Annotated in this window: 21 protein-coding genes; 2 read left to right on the top strand and 19 right to left on the bottom strand. The window is 66.5% G+C overall.

All coding sequences use genetic code 11. From position 1 onward, the window contains the following. Positions 1–5 precede the first annotated feature (5 nt). The 9 genes from ugpA to Q0949_RS13235 all read right to left on the bottom strand — a co-directional run bounded on the left by ugpA (position 6) and on the right by Q0949_RS13235 (position 10,733). Complete coding sequence (gene ugpA / locus Q0949_RS13275) at positions 6–887, bottom strand: sn-glycerol-3-phosphate ABC transporter permease UgpA (RefSeq protein WP_299372987.1); 882 nt, start codon at positions 885–887, stop codon at positions 6–8. Between the two features lie 58 nt (positions 888–945). After that, the gene (gene ugpB, locus Q0949_RS13270; protein ID WP_299372984.1) at positions 946–2,259 is read right to left on the bottom strand and encodes a sn-glycerol-3-phosphate ABC transporter substrate-binding protein UgpB; all 1,314 of its coding nucleotides are present in this window, start codon (positions 2,257–2,259) and stop codon (positions 946–948) included. Positions 2,260–2,405: 146 nt separating this feature from the next. Beyond that, on the bottom strand, positions 2,406–2,786 hold the full coding sequence (locus tag Q0949_RS13265) for a VOC family protein (RefSeq protein ID WP_299372981.1): 381 nt from the start codon (positions 2,784–2,786) through the stop codon (positions 2,406–2,408). 69 nt (positions 2,787–2,855) lie between these two features. After that, on the bottom strand, positions 2,856–3,824 hold the full coding sequence (locus Q0949_RS13260; protein WP_299372978.1) for a D-2-hydroxyacid dehydrogenase: 969 nt from the start codon (positions 3,822–3,824) through the stop codon (positions 2,856–2,858). Continuing rightward, positions 3,817–5,166 (bottom strand): MmgE/PrpD family protein, encoded by a 1,350-nt coding sequence (locus Q0949_RS13255; protein WP_299372975.1) that lies wholly within the window; start codon positions 5,164–5,166, stop codon positions 3,817–3,819. Before Q0949_RS13255 ends, Q0949_RS13260 begins: the two co-directional genes overlap by 8 nt. Further along, positions 5,163–5,909, bottom strand: coding sequence for an Asp/Glu racemase (locus Q0949_RS13250; protein WP_299372972.1), 747 nt, complete (start codon positions 5,907–5,909; stop codon positions 5,163–5,165). Before Q0949_RS13250 ends, Q0949_RS13255 begins: the two co-directional genes overlap by 4 nt. Continuing rightward, a complete protein-coding gene (locus Q0949_RS13245; protein WP_299372969.1) occupies positions 5,906–6,994 on the bottom strand; it encodes a histidinol-phosphate transaminase in 1,089 nt (362 codons plus the stop codon). Before Q0949_RS13245 ends, Q0949_RS13250 begins: the two co-directional genes overlap by 4 nt. Continuing rightward, positions 6,991–8,640 (bottom strand): hydantoinase B/oxoprolinase family protein, encoded by a 1,650-nt coding sequence (locus Q0949_RS13240; protein ID WP_299372966.1) that lies wholly within the window; start codon positions 8,638–8,640, stop codon positions 6,991–6,993. Before Q0949_RS13240 ends, Q0949_RS13245 begins: the two co-directional genes overlap by 4 nt. Beyond that, entirely contained in the window at positions 8,637–10,733 is a 2,097-nt protein-coding gene (locus Q0949_RS13235; RefSeq protein WP_299372963.1) for a hydantoinase/oxoprolinase family protein, read from the bottom strand. The genes Q0949_RS13240 and Q0949_RS13235 overlap by 4 nt, the downstream gene beginning before the upstream one ends. Here Q0949_RS13235 and Q0949_RS13230 point away from each other — a divergent pair. Continuing rightward, positions 10,732–10,857, top strand: a complete 126-nt coding sequence (locus tag Q0949_RS13230; protein WP_299372961.1) for a hypothetical protein — start codon at positions 10,732–10,734, stop codon at positions 10,855–10,857. The genes Q0949_RS13235 and Q0949_RS13230 overlap by 2 nt on opposite strands. An 88-nt stretch (positions 10,858–10,945) precedes the next feature. Here Q0949_RS13230 and ccoS read toward each other — a convergent pair whose 3' ends face one another. The 10 genes from ccoS to fnrL all read right to left on the bottom strand — a co-directional run bounded on the left by ccoS (position 10,946) and on the right by fnrL (position 20,066). Next, positions 10,946–11,098: a cbb3-type cytochrome oxidase assembly protein CcoS gene (ccoS, locus tag Q0949_RS13225; protein WP_299372958.1), complete on the bottom strand. Its 153-nt coding sequence runs from the start codon at positions 11,096–11,098 to the stop codon at positions 10,946–10,948. Beyond that, a complete protein-coding gene (locus Q0949_RS13220; protein ID WP_299372955.1) occupies positions 11,095–13,224 on the bottom strand; it encodes a heavy metal translocating P-type ATPase in 2,130 nt (709 codons plus the stop codon). The genes ccoS and Q0949_RS13220 overlap by 4 nt, the downstream gene beginning before the upstream one ends. Further along, positions 13,221–13,676 carry a FixH family protein gene (locus Q0949_RS13215; protein ID WP_299372953.1) on the bottom strand — a complete coding sequence of 152 codons (456 nt, stop codon included), beginning with the start codon at positions 13,674–13,676 and terminating at the stop codon, positions 13,221–13,223. The genes Q0949_RS13220 and Q0949_RS13215 overlap by 4 nt, the downstream gene beginning before the upstream one ends. A gap of 3 nt (positions 13,677–13,679) precedes the next feature. Then, the gene (gene ccoG / locus Q0949_RS13210) at positions 13,680–15,110 is read right to left on the bottom strand and encodes a cytochrome c oxidase accessory protein CcoG (protein ID WP_299372951.1); all 1,431 of its coding nucleotides are present in this window, start codon (positions 15,108–15,110) and stop codon (positions 13,680–13,682) included. Between the two features lie 172 nt (positions 15,111–15,282). After that, on the bottom strand, positions 15,283–16,146 hold the full coding sequence (gene ccoP, locus Q0949_RS13205; RefSeq protein ID WP_299372949.1) for a cytochrome-c oxidase, cbb3-type subunit III: 864 nt from the start codon (positions 16,144–16,146) through the stop codon (positions 15,283–15,285). Next, positions 16,146–16,337 (bottom strand): cbb3-type cytochrome c oxidase subunit 3, encoded by a 192-nt coding sequence (locus Q0949_RS13200; RefSeq protein ID WP_299144378.1) that lies wholly within the window; start codon positions 16,335–16,337, stop codon positions 16,146–16,148. Before Q0949_RS13200 ends, ccoP begins: the two co-directional genes overlap by 1 nt. Before the next feature lie 9 nt (positions 16,338–16,346). After that, on the bottom strand, positions 16,347–17,072 hold the full coding sequence (ccoO, locus tag Q0949_RS13195; protein ID WP_299372947.1) for a cytochrome-c oxidase, cbb3-type subunit II: 726 nt from the start codon (positions 17,070–17,072) through the stop codon (positions 16,347–16,349). Positions 17,073–17,084: 12 nt separating this feature from the next. Continuing rightward, positions 17,085–18,686 (bottom strand): cytochrome-c oxidase, cbb3-type subunit I, encoded by a 1,602-nt coding sequence (gene ccoN / locus Q0949_RS13190; protein WP_299372945.1) that lies wholly within the window; start codon positions 18,684–18,686, stop codon positions 17,085–17,087. 153 nt (positions 18,687–18,839) lie between these two features. Beyond that, complete coding sequence (locus Q0949_RS13185) at positions 18,840–19,247, bottom strand: universal stress protein (RefSeq protein ID WP_299372943.1); 408 nt, start codon at positions 19,245–19,247, stop codon at positions 18,840–18,842. Between the two features lie 78 nt (positions 19,248–19,325). Further along, a complete protein-coding gene (fnrL, locus tag Q0949_RS13180; RefSeq protein WP_299372941.1) occupies positions 19,326–20,066 on the bottom strand; it encodes a transcriptional regulator FnrL in 741 nt (246 codons plus the stop codon). 59 nt (positions 20,067–20,125) lie between these two features. Here fnrL and hemN point away from each other — a divergent pair, with 59 nt between their 5' ends. After that, positions 20,126–21,478 carry an oxygen-independent coproporphyrinogen III oxidase gene (gene hemN, locus Q0949_RS13175; protein ID WP_299372939.1) on the top strand — a complete coding sequence of 451 codons (1,353 nt, stop codon included), beginning with the start codon at positions 20,126–20,128 and terminating at the stop codon, positions 21,476–21,478. Position 21,479: the final 1 nt, after the last annotated feature.

Below are 21,479 nucleotides of genomic sequence, written 5' to 3'. Positions count from 1 at the left end.
TGCCATCAGTAGTGCACCCGCTTCTCGATGAACTTGAACTGGATGATGGTCAGCAGGCCCACCACGATCAGCAATATGACCGACTGCGCCGAGGACGACCCCAGATCCTGCCCCACAAACCCGTCGGAAAACACCTTGTAGACAAGGATGGTCGTCGATTGCTGCGGCCCGCCCGCGGTGATCGTGTGGATCACGCCAAAGGTCTCGAAGAACGAATAGACCACATTCACCACCAGCAGGAAGAATGTCGTGGGCGACAAAAGCGGCAGCACGATGGTCCAGAACCGCGTCCAGAACCGCGCCCCGTCGATGGCCGCCGCTTCGATCACCGACCGCGGCACAGCCTGAAGTGCGGCAAAGAAGAACAGGAAGTTATAGCTGATCCGCCCCCAGGCCGAGGCCACGACGACAAGACCCATCGCCTCGCCCCCGTTCAGAACGTGGTTCCAGTCATAGCCCAGGTTGCCCAGATACCACGACACCACGCCCACGCGCGTGTTGAACATGAACAGCCACAGCACACCCGCCACCGCCGGTGCCACCGCATAGGGCCAGATCAGCAGCGTCCGGTACACGCCCGATCCCTTGATCAGCCGGTCCGCGATCACGGCCAGAAACAGCGCGGGGATCATCGAGCACAAGGTCACGAGGATCGAAAACACCGCCGTCGTCAGGAACGACGCGCGGTAAAACCTGTCCGTCAGAAGGAATTCGAAATTGCCCAGTCCCACGAATTGCGAGGACAGGCCAAAAGGGTCGGGAATGAACAGCGATTGCCAGATCGCCTGCCCCGCCGGATAGAAAAAGAACACCGCCGATATGATGACCTGCGGCGCAATCAGCAGCGCCGGCAACATCCATCCACGAAACGTCACGCGTTTTTCCACGCCGCCGCCCCCCTGTCATGCAAAAGGGCAGGCCGTGCACCGGTCTGCCCCCCTTGGGTTAGCGGTTGGCGGTCTCGAACCGACGCAAGAGCGCGTCACCGCGCGCCTTGGCGCTGTCCATCGCCTCCTGGGCGGACTTGTCACCGGCCCAGATCGCTTCCAGCTCTTCGTCGATGATGCCGCGGATCTGGTCAAAGGATCCCAGGCGCAGGCCCTTGGAATTGGCCGTGGGTTCCTTGGCCGTCATTTGGATGACCGCGATGTCGGTGCCGGGGTTCTGTTCATAGAAACCTGCCGCACGCGTCGCCACGCCTGCCTCTGCGGTGATCGGCAGATAACCGGTATTCTGGTGCCACGACGCCTGCACGTCCGACGTCGACAAGAAGCTCAGGAATTCCCCCACGCCCTTGTACTCTGCGTCCTCATGACCCTCCATGACCCACAGCGATGCCCCACCGATGATGGTGTTCTGCGGCGCGTTGCCGACACCCTCCCAATAAGGCAGCGGGCGCACATCGAAATCGAACTCCGCCTCGGAACTGATGCCCGCATAGCCCGCCGAGCTTTCGGTAAAGAGCGCGCATTCGCCTGCGCGGAAGTTGGCACCACCCTCATTGCGGCGACCGGTATAGATGAACTTGCCATCCGCAGCCCATTCGCCCATCGCGGTCAGGTGCGCCACTTGCGCCGGACCGTTCAGCATCAACTCGGTGTCGAGCCCGGCAAAGCCGTTGTCCTTGCTGGCAAAAGGCACGTCGTGATAGGCCGAGAAGTTCTCGAGGTGAATCCAGCTTTGCCATGCGGTGACCAGGCCGCATTCCTCGCCGCCAGCCTTCAGCGCATCGAGCGTCTCGCCGACTTTCTGCCATGTGGACAGGTCTGTGTCCGGATCAACGCCTGCCGCCGACATGGCGTCGCGGTTCACCCACAGAACAGGCGTGGACGAGTTGAACGGCAGCGACAGCATCTCGCCCTCGGTCGAGGTATAGTACCCCTTGACCGCGCCGATATAGGCGTCCGGATCAAAGGTGGCCCCGCTTTGCGCCATGACTTCGTGCACGGGCTTGATCGCGCCACCGGCGGCCATCATCGTCGCCGTGCCCACTTCGAACACCATCAGGATATGCGGCTGTTCACCGGCGCGAAACGCGGCAATGCCTGCGTTCAGCGTCTCGGAATAGTTGCCCTTGTGGCTTTCCACCACGGTATAAGCGTCCTGGCTTGCGTTGAATTCCTCAACCTGCGCCTTGACCAATTCACCCAGACGTCCCGTGAACGCGTGCCAGAATTGCACTTCGGTTTCTGCGGCCGCCGCCAAGGGCGACAGCAACGCCGTGGACGTGGCCAGCACGCCAAACAAAGTCTTCTTCATATTTTCCCTCCAAGGCACCGACGTGGTGCGCATTGCACATGCCGTTTTGCGCACGGCTTTGTGACAACTCCATAACGCTACACCCGGATTGCGAGAAAATACAAGGTCTTGCCTGTGACGGCGTGGTGACGGGCGCCACGGCGCTGTCAGTGAGCGTCAGGAAAATCCACGTGGATGTGGTTGCCGTCGGGGTCCCAGATGTTAAAGGCGACCATGCCTGTATCGGCGATGGCCGACTTGCGGAACCGTTCACCACGATCCAGCAAACGTGCCTCGAACGCCGGTGCACCGCGGGCGGTAAAGGCGAAATGCTCCATCTTCAGCGCGGCCTCCGATCCGATGCCCGGATCGCCCTCGACCCCCACCAGATGCACCACAACCGTGTCGCCCGCACAAAGCCACGCGCCAGGAAAGCCGAAATCAGGCCGCGGCCCGACCTCAAGGCCCAGCATCTGCGTGTACCAATCGATCATCGTCTCCAGCTGCGCGGTGCGCAGGTTCACATGGTCCAGTCGTTCGATCTGCATTGTCTCGGGTCCCATCCTGCCGCCGGTCGGCACAGTGTCTCAGCCACGCGGCACAAGGTCAAACACCCATCAATAGCCCCGCACCGGATCAACCACATTGCGTAAGTCCGCCCCCGCCTGCCAGCGCGTGACATTGTCCACAAAGATGTCAAAGGACGCGGTCTCCCACCCGTCATAGACCGACGCGCAATGCGGCGACAGGATCACGTTGTCCATGTCCCAGAACGGGCTGTCCTGCGGCAGGGGTTCGACCTCGAACACGTCCAGAACGGCCCCGCCGATCGCACGGGCCGCCAGCGCGCGGGCCAGCGCCGTCTGATCCACCACCCCGCCGCGCGACACGTCTGCCAGCACCGCGCGGGGCCGCAGTGCCGCGATCTGCGCGGGCCCGATCATGGCGCGTGTCCGGTCCGTCAGCGGGGTGCACACGGCGACGAAATCCGCACGCGGGATCAGCGTATCGAGCTGATCCGGCCCGTGCACCTCGTCCACATTCTCCATCGCTGCGGGCCGCGCCCGCGTGCCGATCACGTGCATGCCAAAGGCCCGCGCCCGCGCCGCCAGCGCCTGCCCCGTCTGGCCCAACCCCACGATCAGCAGCGTCGCACCGGCCAGAGGCCGCACCGTGCGCGCGCGCCAGACGCGCTGTGCCTGATCTGCGGCCAGCCCCGGAATATCCAGGGTAAAATGCAGGAACCCGCCCAGCACGTATTCCGCCATCATCCCCGCCGCGACACCGGCCGCGTTGGTCACGGTGGTCCGTTCCGGATCCCACAGACCGAAATGGTCGGTCCCCACCCCGCCATTGCACACCAGCGCAGGCCCGCGCGGCCCGAAGAGCGCCGCACGCGGATAGCCCGGCGTGCCCGCAAAGCGCACGGTATAAACGATCTGCGGGGCAAACTGCGCGATCAGGTCGGGCAAATCCTCATAGGTCGTACAGAGCTGAACCTCCGCCTCCGGCACCGCGGCATGCAGCCGTGCGGTTAACCCGTCCGGTGCATCCGTGTGCAGCACCACGCGCAAGCGATCAGCCATGCTCGGCCCCCTCCAATGGTGCGTGGATCAGCGCCAGCAGATCGGCAAACCGCGTCTGCGGGTCCTGCAACCGGTCGGTCATCTGCCACAGGGCCGCCTTGCGCGCGGGCGCCATCGGGCCGGTAACGGCGTGAAACTTCTCCTCGATCTCGGACCGCTGCATCGGCGCCTCGGGGCCACCGCGCGCATGCACATCCCCCGACGACAGGACCCGCCCGTCGCGCAGGTGCAGCGTCACATCCGACCACCGCCCCAGCGGGAACCGCTCGGAATGGCGCGCCGCTTCGGTCACGCGGATGCGCCCGATCGCCTCGGCCACGGCAGCGTCGCGCAGGCCCGCCCCCGCGATATGCTCCGGCCCGATCCAGCCACGCACCAGCCGCACCGCCAGCGCAAAGGGCAGCGAATATTGCGCCTGCGACGTCGTCTCGGGCATCTGCGCAAAGAGGGCCGCGGCCTGGGCAAAGGTGTGCACCTCGATCTCCGCCACATCGTCCGCCTTGAGGTCATTGTCCCGCATCAACAGGCCCAGCGCGTCAATCGCGGCATGGGCCCAGCGGCAGATCGGATAGGGCTTGATGTAATTCTGCGTGATCGTCCACGTCTCCCCCAGATCGCCCCAGAACGGGGCGGCCTCTGCGCTGTCGACGGTTATGGCAGGCGCGCCCTGAAACCCGTCCTCGGCCAGAAGGCCCGCCATCATCCCCACCAGCGCGCCCATCCCCGACCCGTCATGCAGCATCGTCGGATTGGCAATCTCGCGCATCATCTGGCTGCGGGGGCCATGATATTCGGCAATGCCCAGCGCGTGGCGCAGGGTCTCGGCGTCGTGCCCGCGCAACCGCGCCACCATCGCCGCCACACCCAGCGCATTCCACGCCCCCGAGGTGTGGTAATCGCTGACCGTGTTGTGCAGCGTGATCGCCGCCCGCGCCGACAGCTCATAGGACATCACCAGTGCGGCAAGGCCTGCCCGCCCGCTCAGGCCCGGCAGATGCTCGGCCAGCGCACATAGCGCGGGCACAACCGCGCAGCCGATATGCCCCTTGGTGGGGTTGTACCCGTCATGTGCGTCCAGATTGTCGATCTGCGTGGCCGCCGCAAAACACGCGCCGGACAGCGACGCCCGCCGCCCATCGAAGAGAAGCGTCGCGGCATCCTCGGCGCGCGCCGCACCGTGAAACCGCACCGCATGAGCGCGCGCAATCCGCGCCACCTCCAGCGACGCGGCCCCCGCGGCCACACCCAGCGTGTCGATCAGCAACAGCGCGCCCATGTCGATCGCCGCCTCGGGTACCGCACGCTCGTCCAAGGCAAATTCGGCAATCTGGTCAAACCTCATGGCACGTCCCCCTCCAGCAACCGGCCATAGCCGCGCAGCGGCGCATTCCACCCCATCAGTTGCAGCGCCTGAAACACCATGGCCTGATTGGACGAGATCACCGGCTTGCCCAGCTCTGCCTCAAGCTGGCCCAGAATCTCGACGCTGCGCATGTCCGTACACGACAAAACAATGGCTTCCGCGTCCGCGTGATCGGCGCGACGGCCCAGCGCCAGCACATCCTCGGGCGTCAGCGCACCCTGCCCGGTGTTGTCCAGCACCCCGTCGAAATCGACCCGCTGCACGCAAGCGACACCCTGATCCGCCAGAAAGGCCAGCGCCATGTCGTTGATCCGTGCCACGTAAGGCGATGCAAAGCCGATGCGCCCCGCCCCCAGATGCGCCAGCGCCGCCACCAGCGCCCCTGCCGCCGTGACCGTCTGCGCGCCGCTGCGTGCCTTGATCCGGGCGGCCAGATCGCGGTCGAACGCCGGCCCATGGGTCAGCGTCGCCGACGTGCAGCCATAGAACACCACGTCCGGCTGCACCCCCACCAACAGATCGAGCGGCCCACTCAGATCCGCGGCGCCGAGGCCCTGCATCTGCCCTTCGTCCGGGATCTCGTCCGCGTCATAGCCGCCCATGCGCGCGATATGCACCGACACGCCCGGCGGGGCCAGCAGCGCCATGTCCGGCTCAAGGTTCGTGTTGGTAAAGGGCACCAGCACCCCGAACCGGGCGCGTCCGCGCGATGGATGGGTCATGGTCTGTCCTCCTCCTCCTCTTGCCAGGCGGCCAGCGCCTCCAGCGCCCGGCCCAAATCCGCCGGACCTGCAAGCGTCATGCGCAACGCATGGGGCAGGCCCGCGCCCCCCTGCGCCCGCAGGAAAATGCCGCGCGCCCGCAAATACGCATCCGCCCGCGCCGCCCGCGCGGCCGTGCCGATGTCGATCAACACAAAGTTGGTGAAACCGGGTAGGCAGGCCAGCCCGATCCGCTCCAGTCGCGCAACCGCGGCCTCCCGTGCCTGCGCCGTCTGCGCACAGGTGGCGCGCATATAGGCCTGATCGCGCATCGCCGCCGCCGCTGCGGCCTGTGCCACGGCGCCGATGTTGTTGGGGTTCATCACCTTGCGCACCTCTGCGCCGATGGCCGCCGGAAACAGGCCCCAGCCCACGCGGAACCCCGCCAGCCCATAGGCCTTGGACAGGGTGCGCAGCATCACGGTGTTGCCCGCCTCCACCATGTCGAAAGGGGACGGTTCCAGATGGTCGGCAAATTCGCCATAGGCCTCGTCGACGATCAGCAGCACATCGTCGCGCAGCCCGGCCCGCAAGGCGCGGATCTCCGCATTGGGGATGCGGGTGCCCGTCGGGTTGCCCGGATTGGCCACGCAGACAACTGCCGTATCCGCCCGCTGCGCCTCCAGCAGGGCCGCGACGTGCACGACCCCGCCCGTCTCGGGCGCGGCGTCACAGCACGCGCCCGCCATGGCCGCCGCCGTGGCAAAGAACGGATAGGCATGCGCCGGGGCCAGCACCGCACGCCCCGGCCCGGCATAGGCCCGCATCAGGCACCCGATCAGGTCCAGCGACCCCGCCCCGCACAGGATGCCGCCCGCATCGATCCCATGCACCGCCGCAATGGCGCGGCGCAGATCGGTCCAGTCCGGATCGGGATAAAGCGCACCCTGCCCCAAGGTCTCCGCCGCCGCGGCGACGGCCGCAGGGCTGGGCGGACACAGGCTCTCGTTCTGCGACAGCGACAGCAGCGGCACACCGGGCGGCGCGGCCAGATCGGCCAGCGCATAGGGGGCCATCGCAGCGATGTGGGGATGCGGGCGGGTCATGGCGTGCCTCCATAAAGGGTCCTCGCCGCCTCCGCGCTCACCAGCCCATCGGCCACGTCGCGCGCCACAGCGGCCGCGTCGCGCGCCTGCGCAGGGCCGAACCCACCGCCGCCGGGGGTTTCAAAGACCAGCGTGTCGCCCCCCGGCACCCGCACCGTGCCCTTGCCCGGCAGCGGCGTGCCTTCCGCCCCGATGCGAATGCGCCCCGGCGCGCCCGCACCCCCGCCATGGCGGCCATTGGCGGGGGTCTGCACACGCTCCACCGACAGGAACACCAGCATGTCCTGCCCATCCGACGATTGCAGCACGATCTTCTGACCCAGCCCGCCCCGCCGGGTGCCCGGCCCACCGGAATCGCAGCGCAGGGCGCGTTCGTGGAACAGGATGGGGGCCGCGGCTTCGGCGGTTTCGACCTGACTGCCCCAGACACCGCTGGGAAAGGCCGTGGCCGACAGCCCGTCGCTGGCGGGACGCGCGCCCGTGCCGCCATTGAACACCAGCTCCAGCGCAAAGAGGTCACCGCCCCGGTCCACCGCCTCGGGCACGTGACGCAAAGGCAGGTCATACATGCAGGACGCGCCCTCGGCCGGGACCCGGTCCGGCACGGCCTGCGACAGGCAGCCATAGACCAGATCCGGCGTCATCTGCCCGATGCTGTGCCGCATTGCCACCGGCGCGGGGCGCTGTGCGTTGAGGATGCAGCCCGGCGGGGCCGTCACCCGGAACGGCTCCAGCGATCCCGCATTGTTGGGAATGTCCGCCCCGATGATGCAGCGCAGCGCGAACACCGAATAGGCGGTCGCATAGTTCAGCGGCACGTTGATCCCCTTGCCGACGCACGGGGCCGTGCCCGCAAAATCCAGCGCCACGTGGTCCTCGGCAATGCGCAGCGACGCGGCCAGATCGATCGGCGCGTCATAGCCGTCGACCCGCAGCACGCTCGACCACACCCCACGCGGCAGGGCGGCGATGGCCTCCAGCGTGCCGCGCCGCGAGGTGTCGATGATATAGGCCGACAACCGCTCCAGATCGGCGATGCCGAACTCCTCCATCATCTGCACCAACCGCGTGGCCCCCGCCTCGCAACAGGCGATCAGCGCATAAATGTCGCCCTCATTCGCCACCGGTTCGCGCGAATTGGCCTTCACGATCTCCATCAGCAGGGTGTCCAGCACACCCGCACGCACCAGCGCACAGGGCGGGATCAGCAGCCCCTCGTCATAGATGTCCGCGCCCTCGGGCCCCATGCCCAGCCCGCCGAGATCCACCAGATGCGAGGTACACGCGGTGAAGCCGATCACAGCACCACCGTGGAACACCGGCATCATCAGCAGGAAATCGTTCAGATGCCCCGACGCGATCCACGGATCATTGGTCATGTAGATGTCGCCGGGCTGCATCGCGGCCACGTCAAAGCGGGCGCGCAGGGTCTTGACCGCCTCGGCCATGGTGTTGATGTGCCCCGGCGTGCCCGTGACCGCCTGCGCCAGCATCCGACCTTGCGCGTCAAAGATGCCCGCAGAAATGTCACCGCACTCGCGCACGATGGGGCTGAACGCCGCGCGGATCAGCGCCTGCCCCTGTTCCTCGACCACCGCCAGAAGGCGGTTCCACATCACTTGCAGACGGGTATCGGGCAGGCTCATGGCGCAGTCTCCTCTGGCAGGCGGGTCAGCCAGAGACATCCGGCCCCGTCCATTTCCGCGGCAAAATCCGCGCTGACAAATGTGGTGGTCTGCGGCTCGGTGATCAGCGCAGGCCCTGCCACCCGGTCGCCGGGCCGCAGGTCCGCGCGGTCAAAGACCCCCGCCGCACGCCAGTCCCCCGTCACATCACACAGCACCTCGCGGGTCCGTTCAGGCGCAACAATGGCACGCGGCGCAACCACCGCCACCGGGGCGACATCCCCGGGCGGTGTCGACACGGATATCGCCCAGTTCAGCACCTCGATCACCATGCCCGGCACCGTGCGGGTGAACTGGCGGCTGTACTCGGCCTCGAACCCGGCGCGCAGCACCTCCACATCACCCGGCTCCAGCGGCCTGTCGGGCAGCGGGATCTCGATCTCGTGGCCCTGCCCCCGGTAGCGCATGAAGGCCACCCGCCGCACATGCCGCGCCGATCCGCGCGCGCCCGCATCCACGACCCGTTCGGCCTCGGCCTGCATCTCGGCGAAAAACGCGTTCAGACCGGGGATGTCCAAACCCTCCAGCAGACTGTGCCGCGACCGTACGATCTCGAAGGACACGGGCGCATGAAGGAACCCGACGGCGGATCCCACACCCGGATCACGGGGGATAAGGATGCGCCGGATCTGCGACCGCCGCGCCACCCGCGTGGCATGTAGCGGCCCGTTGCCGCCAAAGGCAATCATCACCCGCGCGCCCAGATCCTTGCCCGATTCCACCGCGTGCATCCGGCCCGCACTGGCCATGTTCTCGTCCACGATGTCGCTGATGCCAAAGGCCGCGCGGTCCGCCGCCACCCCCAGCGGCGCGGCCACATCGCGCGCCACGGCGGCCCGTGCCGCATCCTCGTCGATGGCCAGGCGTCCCTCGGCAAAGCGCGCGGGGTCAATCAGCCCCTGCACCACATCCGCATCCGTCACCGTCGCCTGCACGCCCCCACGCCCAAAGGCGGCAGGCCCCGGCTCGGATCCGGCACTGTGCGGGCCGACCTGCACCCGGCCAATCCGGTCCACCCGCGCAGTGGACCCGCCGCCCGCGCCGATCTCGATCATCTCGATGACCGGAATGCGCACCGGCATGCCCGACCCTTTGACGAACCTTTCCGCGCGGGCAATCTCGAACCGGCGCGCCGATTGCGGGCGGAACCCGTCGATCAGGCACAGCTTGGCCGTGGTCCCCCCCATGTCAAAGGACAGCACCTCATCCGCCCCCGCCTGCTGCGCCAGCCGCGCGGCCAGGATGGCACCCCCCGCCGGGCCCGATTCCACCAGCCGGATGGGCAGCTGGGCCGCCGTCGCAACCGTGGTCATCCCGCCCCCCGCCGTCATCATCAGGATCGGACAGCGCAGGCCCGCCGCCTCGAACCGGCGCTGGAAGGCGTCGAGGTACTGCGCCATCAGCGGCTGGATATACGCGTTGGCAATGGTCGTGCACAGCCGATCGAACTCGCGCGCCTCGGGGCTGACCTCATGGCTCAGTGACAGGGCCACATCCGGCAGATGCGCGCGCAGCAGCGTGGCAAGGCGGCGCTCGTGGGCGGGGTTGGCATAGCTGTGCAAGAGGCAGATCGCCACCGCCTCGACCCTCGCGGCGCGCAGGGCGGCGGCAAGGGCCGGCACCGCCTCCTCGTCCAGCGGCGCGCGGACCGCGCCGTGCACGTCCACCCGTTCGCCAATGGTAAAGGCCCGCGCCCGCGGCACCAGCAGATCCGGCTTTTCGATGTCGATGGCATATTGGCTGTACCGCCGCTCATAGGCGATCTCGAGGATATCGCGGAACCCTGCCGTGGTGATCGTGGCCACCCGCGCGCCGCGCCGCTCGATCAGCGCATTGGTGGCCAGCGTCGTGCCGTGGATGAACCCCGTGATATCGGACCAGTCTGCCCCGACACGCGCCAGCACATCGCCCGCCCCGTCCAGCGCGCCATCGGCAGGCATGGCCGGGGTCGTCGGCGTCTTGGCCGTAGCCAGAACGGCGCCTGCGTCGTCCATAAGAACAGTGTCGGTAAACGTGCCACCGATATCGATGGCAAGGCGCAAGGCGTGGGTCATGGCAGGGATCGATCAGCAAGGGGCGCGGCCCGAGGCGGCGGGCGCAGAACAGGTGGGGGCGGTCAGGCCCCTGTCTGCACCACCAGATCACAGCCGGTCGCGCGGCGTGACATGGGGTTGGTGACGGATCTCAGCATCGGCGCGTGCCCTTGCGTTGTTTGTACGCCGATCATGGAACGCACCTTGCGCGCCGGTCAAACGATTTCTGCGCCTCAGCCCTCGGGCGCGCGGTCCTCCAGCAGGATCCGGGCCGCATCGCCTGCGGGATCATCATATTGGTCGTGCCGCAGGGTCCAGACAAAGGCCACCAGCGCCCCCAGCCCCAGGATCAGCGAACACGGCACCAGCACCACAAGGATATTCATCGGCTTGCCCTCGTTCTCAAAGCGTTCAGCGTCACGGTCAGCGAACTGGACGACATCGCCAGCGCCGCCATCAACGGGCTGGCAAACCCCGCCAGCGCCAGCGGGATCGCCACGGCATTATAGGCCGCCGCCAGCGCGAAATTCTCCAGGATGCGGCGGCGGGCACTGCGCGCGACGCCCACGACATGCGGCACGCCCGACATCTTCTGGCCCAACAGGACCACATCGGCGGCGTTCTGGCTCGCCTCCAGCGCGGTGCCGGGCGCGATCGACGCCCAGGCCTCGGTCAGGGCCAGCGTGTCGTTCAGCCCGTCGCCCACCATCACCACCTTGGCCCCGCCCGCCTGCAAGGACCGGATCAGCGCCTGCTTGTCCTCGGGTCCGACACTCGCATGGACCTGGCCCACACCCAGCGCGCGGCCCACGCGGTCTGCATTGCCGGCACGGTCCCCGGTCAGGATGTGAAGATCAAGGCCCATGGCCCGCAGCGCCTCAAGCGCCTGCGCCGCATCCGCCACAGGCCGCTCGACGCGGGCCAGCGGATAGGTCTCCGCGCCCACGCGCAAAACCGTGCCCGCGCCCGCCCCCAGCCAATCCGCAGCCCCCAGCGCCACGGACACATCGCCCCAGACCGCGCGCACCCCGCGCCCGCGCAGCTCTTGCGCCTCTTGCAGATCCACCGCCTCGACCCCCTCCAGCGCGGGCAGCAGGCTGCGGCTCAAAGGGTGTTGCGAGGCCTGCGCCAGCGCCTTCAGCACCCCGCGCGCCACGTCGGGCAGTTCCGCAGGCGGCACCAGAACGCTGTCGCTCAGCGTGCCGGTCTTGTCGAACACGACCGTGTCCACCTCTGCCAACCGCTCCAGCGCGGTCTCGGATTTGACCAGAACGCCCGCGCGGAACAAGCGTCCCGTGGCCACTGTCGCCACCGCTGGCACCGCAAGGCCCAGCGCGCAGGGGCACGTGATGATCAGCGTCGCAATCGCGATGGTCAGCGCATGGTACGCATCCCCCGACCCCCACCACCAGCCTAGAAAGGCCGCCAGCGACAGCCCGTGCACCAGCGGCGCATAGACCCCCGCCGCACGGGTGGCGAGGCTGGTGTACCGGCTGCGCGCACCCTCGGCGGTGGCGGCCAGCTGCACCAGACGGCGCAGGGTCGACCCCTTGGCATCGACCCGCGCGCGCAGGGTCACGGGGCCGGTCAGCACCACCTCCCCCGCCACCAGCGGCGCACCGCGCGCTACCGACACCGCGTCGCTCTCTCCGGTCAGGGCGCTGCGATCAAGCTGCGCACGCGCGGTCTCAAGCACGCCGTCCACCGGCACCCGCCCCCCCGCCGCCAGCCACAACACATCGCCCGCGCGCACCGCGTCGACCGGTGTGCTCTGATGCGCCCCGTCCACAACGCGCATCACCCGGTTGGGCTCCAGCGCGGCCAGATCCGCCGCCGCCGACCGTGCCGCCCGCCGCATCCGCGTCTCAAGCACCCGCCCCCCCAGCAGGAAAAACGTCAGCGACAGTGCCGCATCGAAATAGGCATGCGCCCCGCCCGTCATCGTCTCATAGAGCGACAGACCGCAGGCCAGCACAATCGCCAGCGAGATCGGCACATCCATGTTCAACCGCCCCACCCGCACCGCACGCCACGCCGACCGGAAAAACGGATCGGCACAGTACAAAGCGGCGGGCAGCGCAATCGTCGCAGCGATCCAGTGCATGAAATCCCGCGTGCTGTCGCTGGCCCCGGACCAGACGGCCACGGACAACAGCATCACGTTCATCATCGCGAACCCCGCCACCCCAAGGCGCAGCATCAGCCCGTCATCCGCCGACGGCGCACCGGTCCGGCGCGCCTCGTGCGCCTCGAACCCGGCGGCAGCCAGGGCGGCGATCCACGGCGACGGGTCCGCGCCGGGCGTGGCGGTGATGGCCACCCGCTTGCGGCTGAGGTTCACGCGAGCCGCGGTGATGTCATCGCGCGCGGCCAGCACCTCTTCGACCGTGCGGATACAGGCGGAACAGTGGATCGTGGGCAAAACCAGCTCGTGCGTGGGCAGGCCCGCAGGCGCGCGCCCCTCGGCCATCGGCGCGCCCGCAACGCAGCCCGGACAGGCGGCCATGGTCATGACGGCACCCGCAACACGATGCGCTGGCGAAACCGCGTACCATCCGGCGCCACGGCCTCAAGCCGCAGGTTCCAGTTGCCGGGGGCCAGCGCCGGAATATCCGCCACGAACCGTGCGCCGTCATGGCGGAAGACCGGCGTGATATCCGCCCCCACATGGGTCGCGCGCCCCAGCGTGGCTGCCGTCACATGCGGCACCACCGGCCCCACCGCGTCATCCACATACAGCGCCAGTAGACCGCCCCCGACCTCGGCCCGCACGTCCCAGCCCAGCGCCTCCTGTGCGGCGCGATCCGCCTCGAACGCCTGGCTCACCACATAGGAATTGCGCGTCTCCAGCCCCGGAAAGGTCGCAACCGCCTGAAAGGCCAGCGTCAGGTTGACCCCGATGATCACCGCAAACGCGCTGCCAAAAATCGCCAGCACATGCCAGCCGTTAAGCTCCCGGATCATCTCTCAGCCCTTTCCGTTGAAAATGGTGGCCACACCGGCCCGGTCGTCCGTCTCCACATCCTCGACCCACAGGCGCAGGTCGGTCGTGGCCTGTGCGGCGGCGGCATCCTGCGGGCGGGCGATGACATAGACACGCGCCTGCAATGTCTCGTTGGCGGGCACGGCCACATGGTTGGGCACCCGGCCTTCCGTCTCCACATCGATGCGCAGGATCTCGTCCGAGGTCAGCATGACGCGAAACTCCCGGTCCTCCGCCGTCAGGTTGCGGATGCGCAGCGTGTAGGTGTTGCGCACCGACCCGTCCGACAGGGTCACGAATTGCGGATTGCGCACCGGCTCCACCGTCATGTCGATGTCCGACCGGATGAACAGCGCATAGACCAGCGCCACACCGATCAGCGACCACATCGCGGTATAAAGGACCGTGCGCGGGCGCAGCACGTGCTGCCAGATCGGGCGCGGCTGCACCCCTTGGGCCTCTGCCGCCTCGTCCGACAGTGCGAGATAGTCGATCAGGCCACGCGGCTTGCCGATCCGCGCCATCACCTCGTCGCAGGCATCAATGCACAGCGCGCATGTGATACACTCCATCTGCTGCCCGTCGCGGATATCGATGCCCGCCGGGCAGACGTTCACGCAGGCCATGCAGTCGATACAGTCGCCGCGCTGGTCCGCATCCTCCGCCTTCATGTGTTTGCCGCGCGGCTCTCCCCGCCAGTGGCGATAGGCGACGGTCAGCGTGCTTTCGTCCATCATCGCCGCCTGAATGCGCGGCCACGGGCACATGTAGTTGCAGACCTGCTCGCGCATGAACCCGCCAAACACAAACGTGGTCGCGGTCAGCACGAGGATGGTGGAATAGGCCACCAGCGGCGCTTGAAACGTCACCAGATCACGCGCCAATGTCGGCGCATCCGCGAAATAGAACACCCAGGCCCCACCCGTGGCCATGGCGATCACGAACCACACGACCCACTTGGTCACCCGCAAGCGCAGCTTACGCACCGACCAGCCCGCATTCCACAGCCGCACCCGCGCGTTGCGGTCCCCCTCGATCCAGCGTTCCACGAGGATGAAAAGGTCGGTCCACACCGTCTGCGGACAGGCATAGCCGCACCAGACCCGGCCCAGCGCGGAGGTGAACAGGAACAGGCCCAGCCCCGCCATGATCAAGAGACCAGCCACGAAATAGAACTCATGCGGCCAGATCTCGATCCAGAAGAAATAGAACCGCCGCCCGGCCATATCGATCAGCACCGCCTGATCCGGCAGGTTCGGCCCCCGGTCCCAGCGGATCCACGGGGTCAGGTAGTAGATCGCGAGGGTCACCCCCATGATCCACCATTTCAGCGTGCGGAATGTGCCCTTGACCCGGCGCGGAAAGATGGGCGCGCGCGGAGCATAGAGCGGCGGAGGGGCTGCGTCTTGTGGCATGTCATTTGTCCTGTTCGTGGCCCGACCATGGGCCGACACGCCGCCCGCGTCCTTGATCTGGATCAACGGCACGGCGCAAATCAAAGAATTCCGGCCCCCGCTAGGTACGAACAGGACGGGGGCCGGAACCGGGGCGCGCCCTCCTCCGAACGCGCGCCACGCAAGGGCGGGGCTATTCGCCGCCGCCCAACTGGTGCAGATACAAGGTCACCGCCTTGATCTCGTCTTCGTCCAGACGCGCACCCCATGGGGGCATCACGCCAAAGCGGGAATAGGTGATGGTCTGCGTCAGCGTCTCGCGATCCCCGCCATAAAGCCAGATTGCATCGCTCAGCCGTGGCGCACCCAGATCACGGATGCCCTCGCCCGCCTCTCCGTGGCACGCGCTGCACTGCTCCTCGAACAGCACCGCACCCTGCCCGGCCAGACCCGCATCATGATCCTGCCCCGACAGTTGCCGCACATATTCCACCGTGGCCGCGATCTCGCCGTCCTCGAGGATCTCGCCAAAGGCCGGCATCTCGGACCAGCGCGCGTCAGGGTCCACCTCGTTGCGGATGCCGTGACGCACGGTGTAGGCAATCGCCTCCAGATCGCCGCCCCACAACCAATCGTCGTCCAGCAGGTTGGGATAGCCCTTGGCCCCCGCCGCCCCCGATCCGTGACACTGCGAACAATGCGCGGCAAACACCGACGCGCCCCCCGCAACCCCGTAGCGATGCGCCGGATCATCAGGCGCCAGCGTCGCCAGATCCGCCGTCGCCAACCGCTGCGCGACTTCAGCATTCTGCGCATCCACCGCGGCAATCTGCTCGGCCACCTCGGCCCGCGTGGAATAGCCCAAGAGGCCCGCCGTCGCCGAGTTGACCAACGGCCAGGCCGGAAACGCCACCGTATAGGCCAGACCCCACACGACCGTCCCATAGAACGTCCACAGCCACCAGCGCGGCAGGGGGTTGTTCAGCTCCTTGATGCCGTCCCATTCGTGGCCGGTGGTGTCGGTGCCGGTCACCTGATCGATATCCTTGTCCGCCATCACTTGGCCTCCGGGTCCTGGGGCTGGGCCGGAGCCGCAGCGTCATGTCGAAAGGGGATGCGCGCGGCCTCTTCATTGGCGGGCCGCGCACCGGGGCGGAACGCCCATAGGCAAGCGGTGACATAGAAAATCACCATGGCCAGCAGCACCCAGCTGTCCGCCAGCTCACGCAGAAAGGTATAGGTCTCCATCTTTGCCTCCTATCGGCTGACATCGGGGGTGAAGGTCGAAAAATCGACCAGCGTGCCCAGCATCTGCAAATACGCAATCAGCGCGTCCATCTCGGTCAGCTCTGGCTGCCCATCGAAATTCGCGACCACCGCACCGGGATAGCGTTCGACCACCCCGTCCCAGTCGGCATCCGGATCGGCCTGCGCCCGGAAATCGGCCTCTGCCGCGTCAATCATCGCGTCGGTATAGGGCACGCCCACAAAGCGGTGCGTCTTGAGCAGCGCCTCGATCTGGTCACCCTCGATCACCGTCCGGCCCAGAAAGGCGTATTTCGGCATGATCGATTCCGGCACCACGGATTGCGGGTCGTTCAGGTGGTCCACATGCCAGGCATCCGAATACCGCCCGCCCACACGGGCCAGGTCCGGCCCCGTCCGCTTCGACCCCCACTGAAACGGGTGGTCGTATTTGGACTCGGCGGCCAGCGAATAATGCCCATACCGCTCCACCTCGTCCCGCATCGGGCGGATCATCTGGCTGTGGCACACGTAACACCCCTCGCGGATGTAGATGTCGCGCCCGGCCAGCTCCAGCGGACTATAGGGCCGCACGCCGTCCACCTCTTCGATGGTGTTTTCCAGATAAAACAGCGGCGCGATCTCCACGATGCCGCCAATGGTCACCACCAGCAGCGAAAAGATGAACAAAAGCGTTGGGCTGCGTTCCAGAACCTGGTGTTTTTGAAGAAATCCCATGATCTCTCTCCTTTATGCGGCTTGAGGGGTGGGGGTGGTGACGGCCACGGGCTTGCCGCCCCGGATGGTCATCCACATGTTCCACACCATGATCACACCGCCCGCGAGGTAAAGAACCCCGCCCAGCCCGCGCACCACGTACATCGGGAACTTGGCGCTGACGGTGTCGGCGAACGAGTTCACGAGGAAACCCTGCGCATCCACTTCGCGCCACATCAGGCCCTCCATGATGCCGGTCACCCACATGGACGCGGCGTAGAGAACGATGCCAATGGTCGCGAGCCAGAAGTGCCAGTCGATCGCCTTCATCGAATACATCTGCGCCCGGCCCCACAGACGCGGCGTCAGGAAATAAAGCGCACCAAAGGTGATCATCCCGTTCCAGCCAAGTGCGCCGGAATGCACATGCCCAATGGTCCAGTCGGTGTAATGCGACAGCGAATTCACCGCCCGGATCGACATCATCGGCCCCTCGAATGTGGACATGCCATAGAAGGCGAGGCTGATCACCATCATCCGAATGATCGGATCGGTGCGCAGCTTGTCCCACGCGCCCTGCAACGTCATCAGACCGTTGATCATCCCACCCCACGAGGGCATCCACAGGATGATCGAAAACACCATGCCCAGGGTCGAGGCCCAGTCCGGCAGTGCGGTGTAATGCAAATGGTGCGGACCCGCCCAGATATATAGAAAGATCAGCGCCCAGAAGTGGATGATGCTCAGTTTATAGCTGTAAACGGGCCGCTCGGCCTGTTTCGGGACAAAGTAATACATCATCCCGAGGAACCCGGCGGTCAGGAAAAAGCCCACGGCGTTATGGCCGTACCACCACTGCGTCATCGCATCCTGCACGCCCGAAAACACCTGCACGGATTTGGACCCAAAGATCGACACCGGAATGCTCAGGTTGTTCACGATATGCAGCATCGCAACCGTGATGATGAAACTCAGCAGGAACCAGTTCGCCACATAGATATGCTTTTCCTGCCGGCGGAAAATCGTGCCCAGATAGACGGCGAGGAACGCGACCCAAACGATGGTCAGCCAGATGTCCACATACCATTCCGGTTCGGCATATTCCTTAGACTGCGTGGCCCCCAGAACATAGCCGGTCGCGGCCAGAACGATGAACAGCTGATAGCCCCAGAACACGAACCATGCGAGGTTCCCGCCCCAAAGGCGCGCGCCACAGGTCCGTTGCACGATATAGAACGACGACATGATCAGCGCGTTGCCGCCAAAGGCAAAGATCACCGCCGACGTGTGCAACGGGCGCAGGCGGCCAAAGTTGGTGAACGGCTGGCCCCAGTCGAAATTCAGCGCCGGAAAGGCCAGCTGAAACGCGATCACCACGCCCACGAGAAAGCCCACGACGCCCCAGAACCCGGTGGCGATCACGCCCGCGCGGATCACCCCGTCCATATAGCCGCTGGTGTCCGTCGTGCTGGGCGCGGTGTCGAGTTGGCGCACCTGCCAGATGAACATCCCCGCCGCGATCACCATGATCAGCGCCGCGTGCACCTTATAGGCCAGGTCATGTCCCCAATCCGCGCCAATGGCGGCCAAAACGGCGACAAGGCCCAGCAAAATGAGTTTAACGTAATCCCACATCGTCTGTCCTTTGCATATGCGCACAGCGTTAACCTTGCCGTGCGCTTCCTGCGCGTCTTCGCACTGTCCCCGCGGGGACAGCGCACCTGTTCGCAGTTTGGGTGATAGGGTGGCCCGACCCGGCCCGCGTTGATCTGGATCAAGCCGTCGCGATTATCGGATCACATGCACTGCGCAATGTGCATGGCGCACGACCCAGGCCGCGGTGGATCCCAACAGCAGGTCCGACATCACGGGCCGGTGCGAGGCGATGATGATGCAATCGGCACCGTTCTCTTCGGCCCAGTTGGTGATGCCCCGCCCCGTGGGGCCTTCGGTCACGGCTGTACGCGCGCCGTCAAAAGTGCCTGCCAGTTCCATCAGGCGCGCGCCGATCTTCTCGCGGCTCTGCGCCATCATTTCGACCGGAACGAACTCGGCGACATGGATGGGCATCTGTTCCATCACGTGCAGGAACGTCACATGTGCCCCTGTTGCGGCCAGCTTGCGCGCGACCGCAACAGCGCCCTCGATGTCACGCCCGTCTTCGAATGCGACCGGGATCAGGATATTGGTATACATGATGGTCCTCCTTCTTGGTGTCCAAAAGGAGGTCTAGGCGCACATGGAGGCCCGCGCGTTGATATGGGTCAATTGCGCCTAGATCAGCGGCCCGCCGTCGCTGTCATCGCCGGTTTCCATCAGCAATGTCTCAAGATCGGGGATGTGCACCACCCGGTTGCCATCGAGCGCGATAACCCCGTCCTTGCGCAGCCCGGTGAACTGACGGCTCACCGTCTCAATTGTCAGGCCGAGGAAATTTGCCATCGTCTCGCGGCTGATCGGCAGCTCCAGCCGCGAGGTGTCGCCCATCACCTGGCCATCGGGGTGCATCGTCCGCTTGGCCATCAGCATCAGCAGGCTCGCGATCTTTTCCCGCGCGGTCTTGCGCCCCAACAGAAGCATCCAGTCGCGCGCCGCGTCGAGCTCGTCCAGCGCCATCTCGAGCAAGCGTTCCTGCACATGCGGGATCTCGATCAGCAGTGCCTCGAACGGTTTGCGCTGGAAACAGCACAGCGTCACCTCGGACACCGCCGTCACATCATATTGCAACGTCGCCCGCCCCGGCCTGCCGATGAAATCCGACGGCAGCAAAAGGCCCACCATCTGCGTGCGCCCATCCTCGATTGCACGTTCCAGCGTTGCCGTGCCCGACACCACCGACGCCACCACGTCCAGAGCGTCGCCGCGCATCGCGATGGTCTGACCGGCGGCATAGGTCTTGTAGAACTTGATCTCGTTCAACCGCACCAATTCGTCGTCATCACAGCGCGCACAGACCGCGCGGTGCCGGATCGGACAACTGGAACAGGTGGGCGCGGCAGCCAGCGACAGCGTCATCACGCGCCCCTTTGATCTGGGTCAAGGCGCAGGGCGCCAGACAAAGGCACGATGGGCATATGAAACATGTCTCCGACCTATCCCGATTTGGGCTTTTCGATGCCAAGGTGCCGCGATTTACCAGCTATCCGCCCGCCAATTGGTTCAGCGAGGACATCACCGCGGATCACGTGCGCACCTGGCAATCCACTGCCCCCGAGGATGCAGAGATTTCGCTTTATGTCCACATTCCGTTTTGCCGCAGACTGTGCTGGTTCTGCGCCTGCCGGACCCAAGGCACCCGCAACGACGCGCCGCTGGCGCCCTATGTCGACCGCGTTCTGGCCGAGGCTGCGCGCGTGCGCGCGGGCTTTGGCGCGGGCGTGCGGGTGCGGCGGCTGCATCTGGGCGGGGGCACGCCGACGATCCTGTCCGCGCCGCTCCTTGACCGGCTCTTGACCGGGCTGCGCGCGGTCTGGGGCTTTGACCACATGGACGAATTCTCGGTCGAGGTGGACCCGACCGATGTGGGGCCTGCGCGGCTGGCGATGCTGGCCCGGCACGGGCTCAGCCGCGCGAGCCTCGGCATTCAGGATTTCGACCCGCAGGTACAGGCCGCCATCGGGCGCGCGCAATCGCAGGCCCTGACCCAAGAGGTCGTCGATGACCTGCGGGGCCTTGGCATCGGCGCGCTGAACTTTGACCTGCTTTATGGGCTGCCGTTCCAGACGGCGCAGACGCTGGACACCACACTCCGCGCGGCCCTCGCCATGGCGCCCGCGCGCATCGCGCTCTTTGGCTATGCCCACGTGCCGTGGATGTCGAAACGGCAATCGCTGATCCCCACCGATGCGCTGCCCAAACCGCAGGCGCGGCTGGCGCTGTTCGATCAGGCACGGCGTACGCTGCTGGGTCAGGGGTACATCCAGATCGGCATTGATCACTTTGCGAGGGCTCACGACCCGCTGGCACAAGCCTTTCACGCGCGCAGCCTGCGGCGGTCGTTTCAGGGTTATACCGACGACACCGCGCCGTGGCTGGTGGGGCTGGGGGCCTCGGCGATCTCGACCTACCCGCAGGGCTTTGCCCAGAACATCCCGGTGACCGGGAAATACGCGGCCCAGGTGGACACAGGCGCGCCCGCGATCTGGCGGGGATATGGGCTGAGTATGCATGACCGGCGCAAGGCCGATCTGGTGGAGCAGCTGATGTGCTATCACGCCGCGACCCTGGATGCAGAGCAACGGGCGGATGCGGGCATCATGGCCGACATCGCCCGCATCGCCGACCGATTTGAGGGCGCGGTGACATGGGACGGCGCACGGCTGGAGATTGCGCGGTGGGCGCAGCCGCTGGTGCGGCTGATCACCGTGCAACTGGTCACGCCTGCGCAGGACACTCGGGCCGAGCGGACCTATTCCGCCGCGATCTGAG

Source organism: uncultured Tateyamaria sp. (genome assembly GCF_947487805.1).
Classification (GTDB): Bacteria; Pseudomonadota; Alphaproteobacteria; order Rhodobacterales; family Rhodobacteraceae; genus Tateyamaria.
The sequence above is the reverse complement of the archived record's forward strand: the minus strand, read 5'-3'. Positions and strand labels throughout refer to the sequence as shown.

Excerpts from the sequence above, each read along its gene's own strand:
- ugpB (WP_299372984.1), bottom strand. The coding sequence starts at position 2,259 with ATGAAGAAGACTTTGTTTGGCGTGCTGGCCACGTCCACGGCGTTGCTG.
- Q0949_RS13265 (WP_299372981.1), bottom strand. The coding sequence starts at position 2,786 with ATGCAGATCGAACGACTGGACCATGTGAACCTGCGCACCGCGCAGCTG.
- Q0949_RS13260 (WP_299372978.1), bottom strand. The coding sequence starts at position 3,824 with ATGGCTGATCGCTTGCGCGTGGTGCTGCACACGGATGCACCGGACGGG.
- Q0949_RS13255 (WP_299372975.1), bottom strand. The coding sequence starts at position 5,166 with ATGAGGTTTGACCAGATTGCCGAATTTGCCTTGGACGAGCGTGCGGTA.
- Q0949_RS13250 (WP_299372972.1), bottom strand. The coding sequence starts at position 5,909 with ATGACCCATCCATCGCGCGGACGCGCCCGGTTCGGGGTGCTGGTGCCC.
- Q0949_RS13245 (WP_299372969.1), bottom strand. The coding sequence starts at position 6,994 with ATGACCCGCCCGCATCCCCACATCGCTGCGATGGCCCCCTATGCGCTG.
- Q0949_RS13240 (WP_299372966.1), bottom strand. The coding sequence starts at position 8,640 with ATGAGCCTGCCCGATACCCGTCTGCAAGTGATGTGGAACCGCCTTCTG.
- Q0949_RS13230 (WP_299372961.1), top strand. The coding sequence starts at position 10,732 with ATGGCAGGGATCGATCAGCAAGGGGCGCGGCCCGAGGCGGCGGGCGCA.
- Q0949_RS13235 (WP_299372963.1), bottom strand. The coding sequence starts at position 10,733 with ATGACCCACGCCTTGCGCCTTGCCATCGATATCGGTGGCACGTTTACC.
- ccoS (WP_299372958.1), bottom strand. The coding sequence starts at position 11,098 with ATGAATATCCTTGTGGTGCTGGTGCCGTGTTCGCTGATCCTGGGGCTG.
- Q0949_RS13220 (WP_299372955.1), bottom strand. The coding sequence starts at position 13,224 with ATGACCATGGCCGCCTGTCCGGGCTGCGTTGCGGGCGCGCCGATGGCC.
- Q0949_RS13215 (WP_299372953.1), bottom strand. The coding sequence starts at position 13,676 with ATGATCCGGGAGCTTAACGGCTGGCATGTGCTGGCGATTTTTGGCAGC.
- ccoG (WP_299372951.1), bottom strand. The coding sequence starts at position 15,110 with ATGCCACAAGACGCAGCCCCTCCGCCGCTCTATGCTCCGCGCGCGCCC.
- ccoP (WP_299372949.1), bottom strand. The coding sequence starts at position 16,146 with ATGGCGGACAAGGATATCGATCAGGTGACCGGCACCGACACCACCGGC.
- Q0949_RS13200 (WP_299144378.1), bottom strand. The coding sequence starts at position 16,337 with ATGGAGACCTATACCTTTCTGCGTGAGCTGGCGGACAGCTGGGTGCTG.
- ccoO (WP_299372947.1), bottom strand. The coding sequence starts at position 17,072 with ATGGGATTTCTTCAAAAACACCAGGTTCTGGAACGCAGCCCAACGCTT.
- ccoN (WP_299372945.1), bottom strand. The coding sequence starts at position 18,686 with ATGTGGGATTACGTTAAACTCATTTTGCTGGGCCTTGTCGCCGTTTTG.
- Q0949_RS13185 (WP_299372943.1), bottom strand. The coding sequence starts at position 19,247 with ATGTATACCAATATCCTGATCCCGGTCGCATTCGAAGACGGGCGTGAC.
- fnrL (WP_299372941.1), bottom strand. The coding sequence starts at position 20,066 with ATGACGCTGTCGCTGGCTGCCGCGCCCACCTGTTCCAGTTGTCCGATC.
- hemN (WP_299372939.1), top strand. The coding sequence starts at position 20,126 with ATGAAACATGTCTCCGACCTATCCCGATTTGGGCTTTTCGATGCCAAG.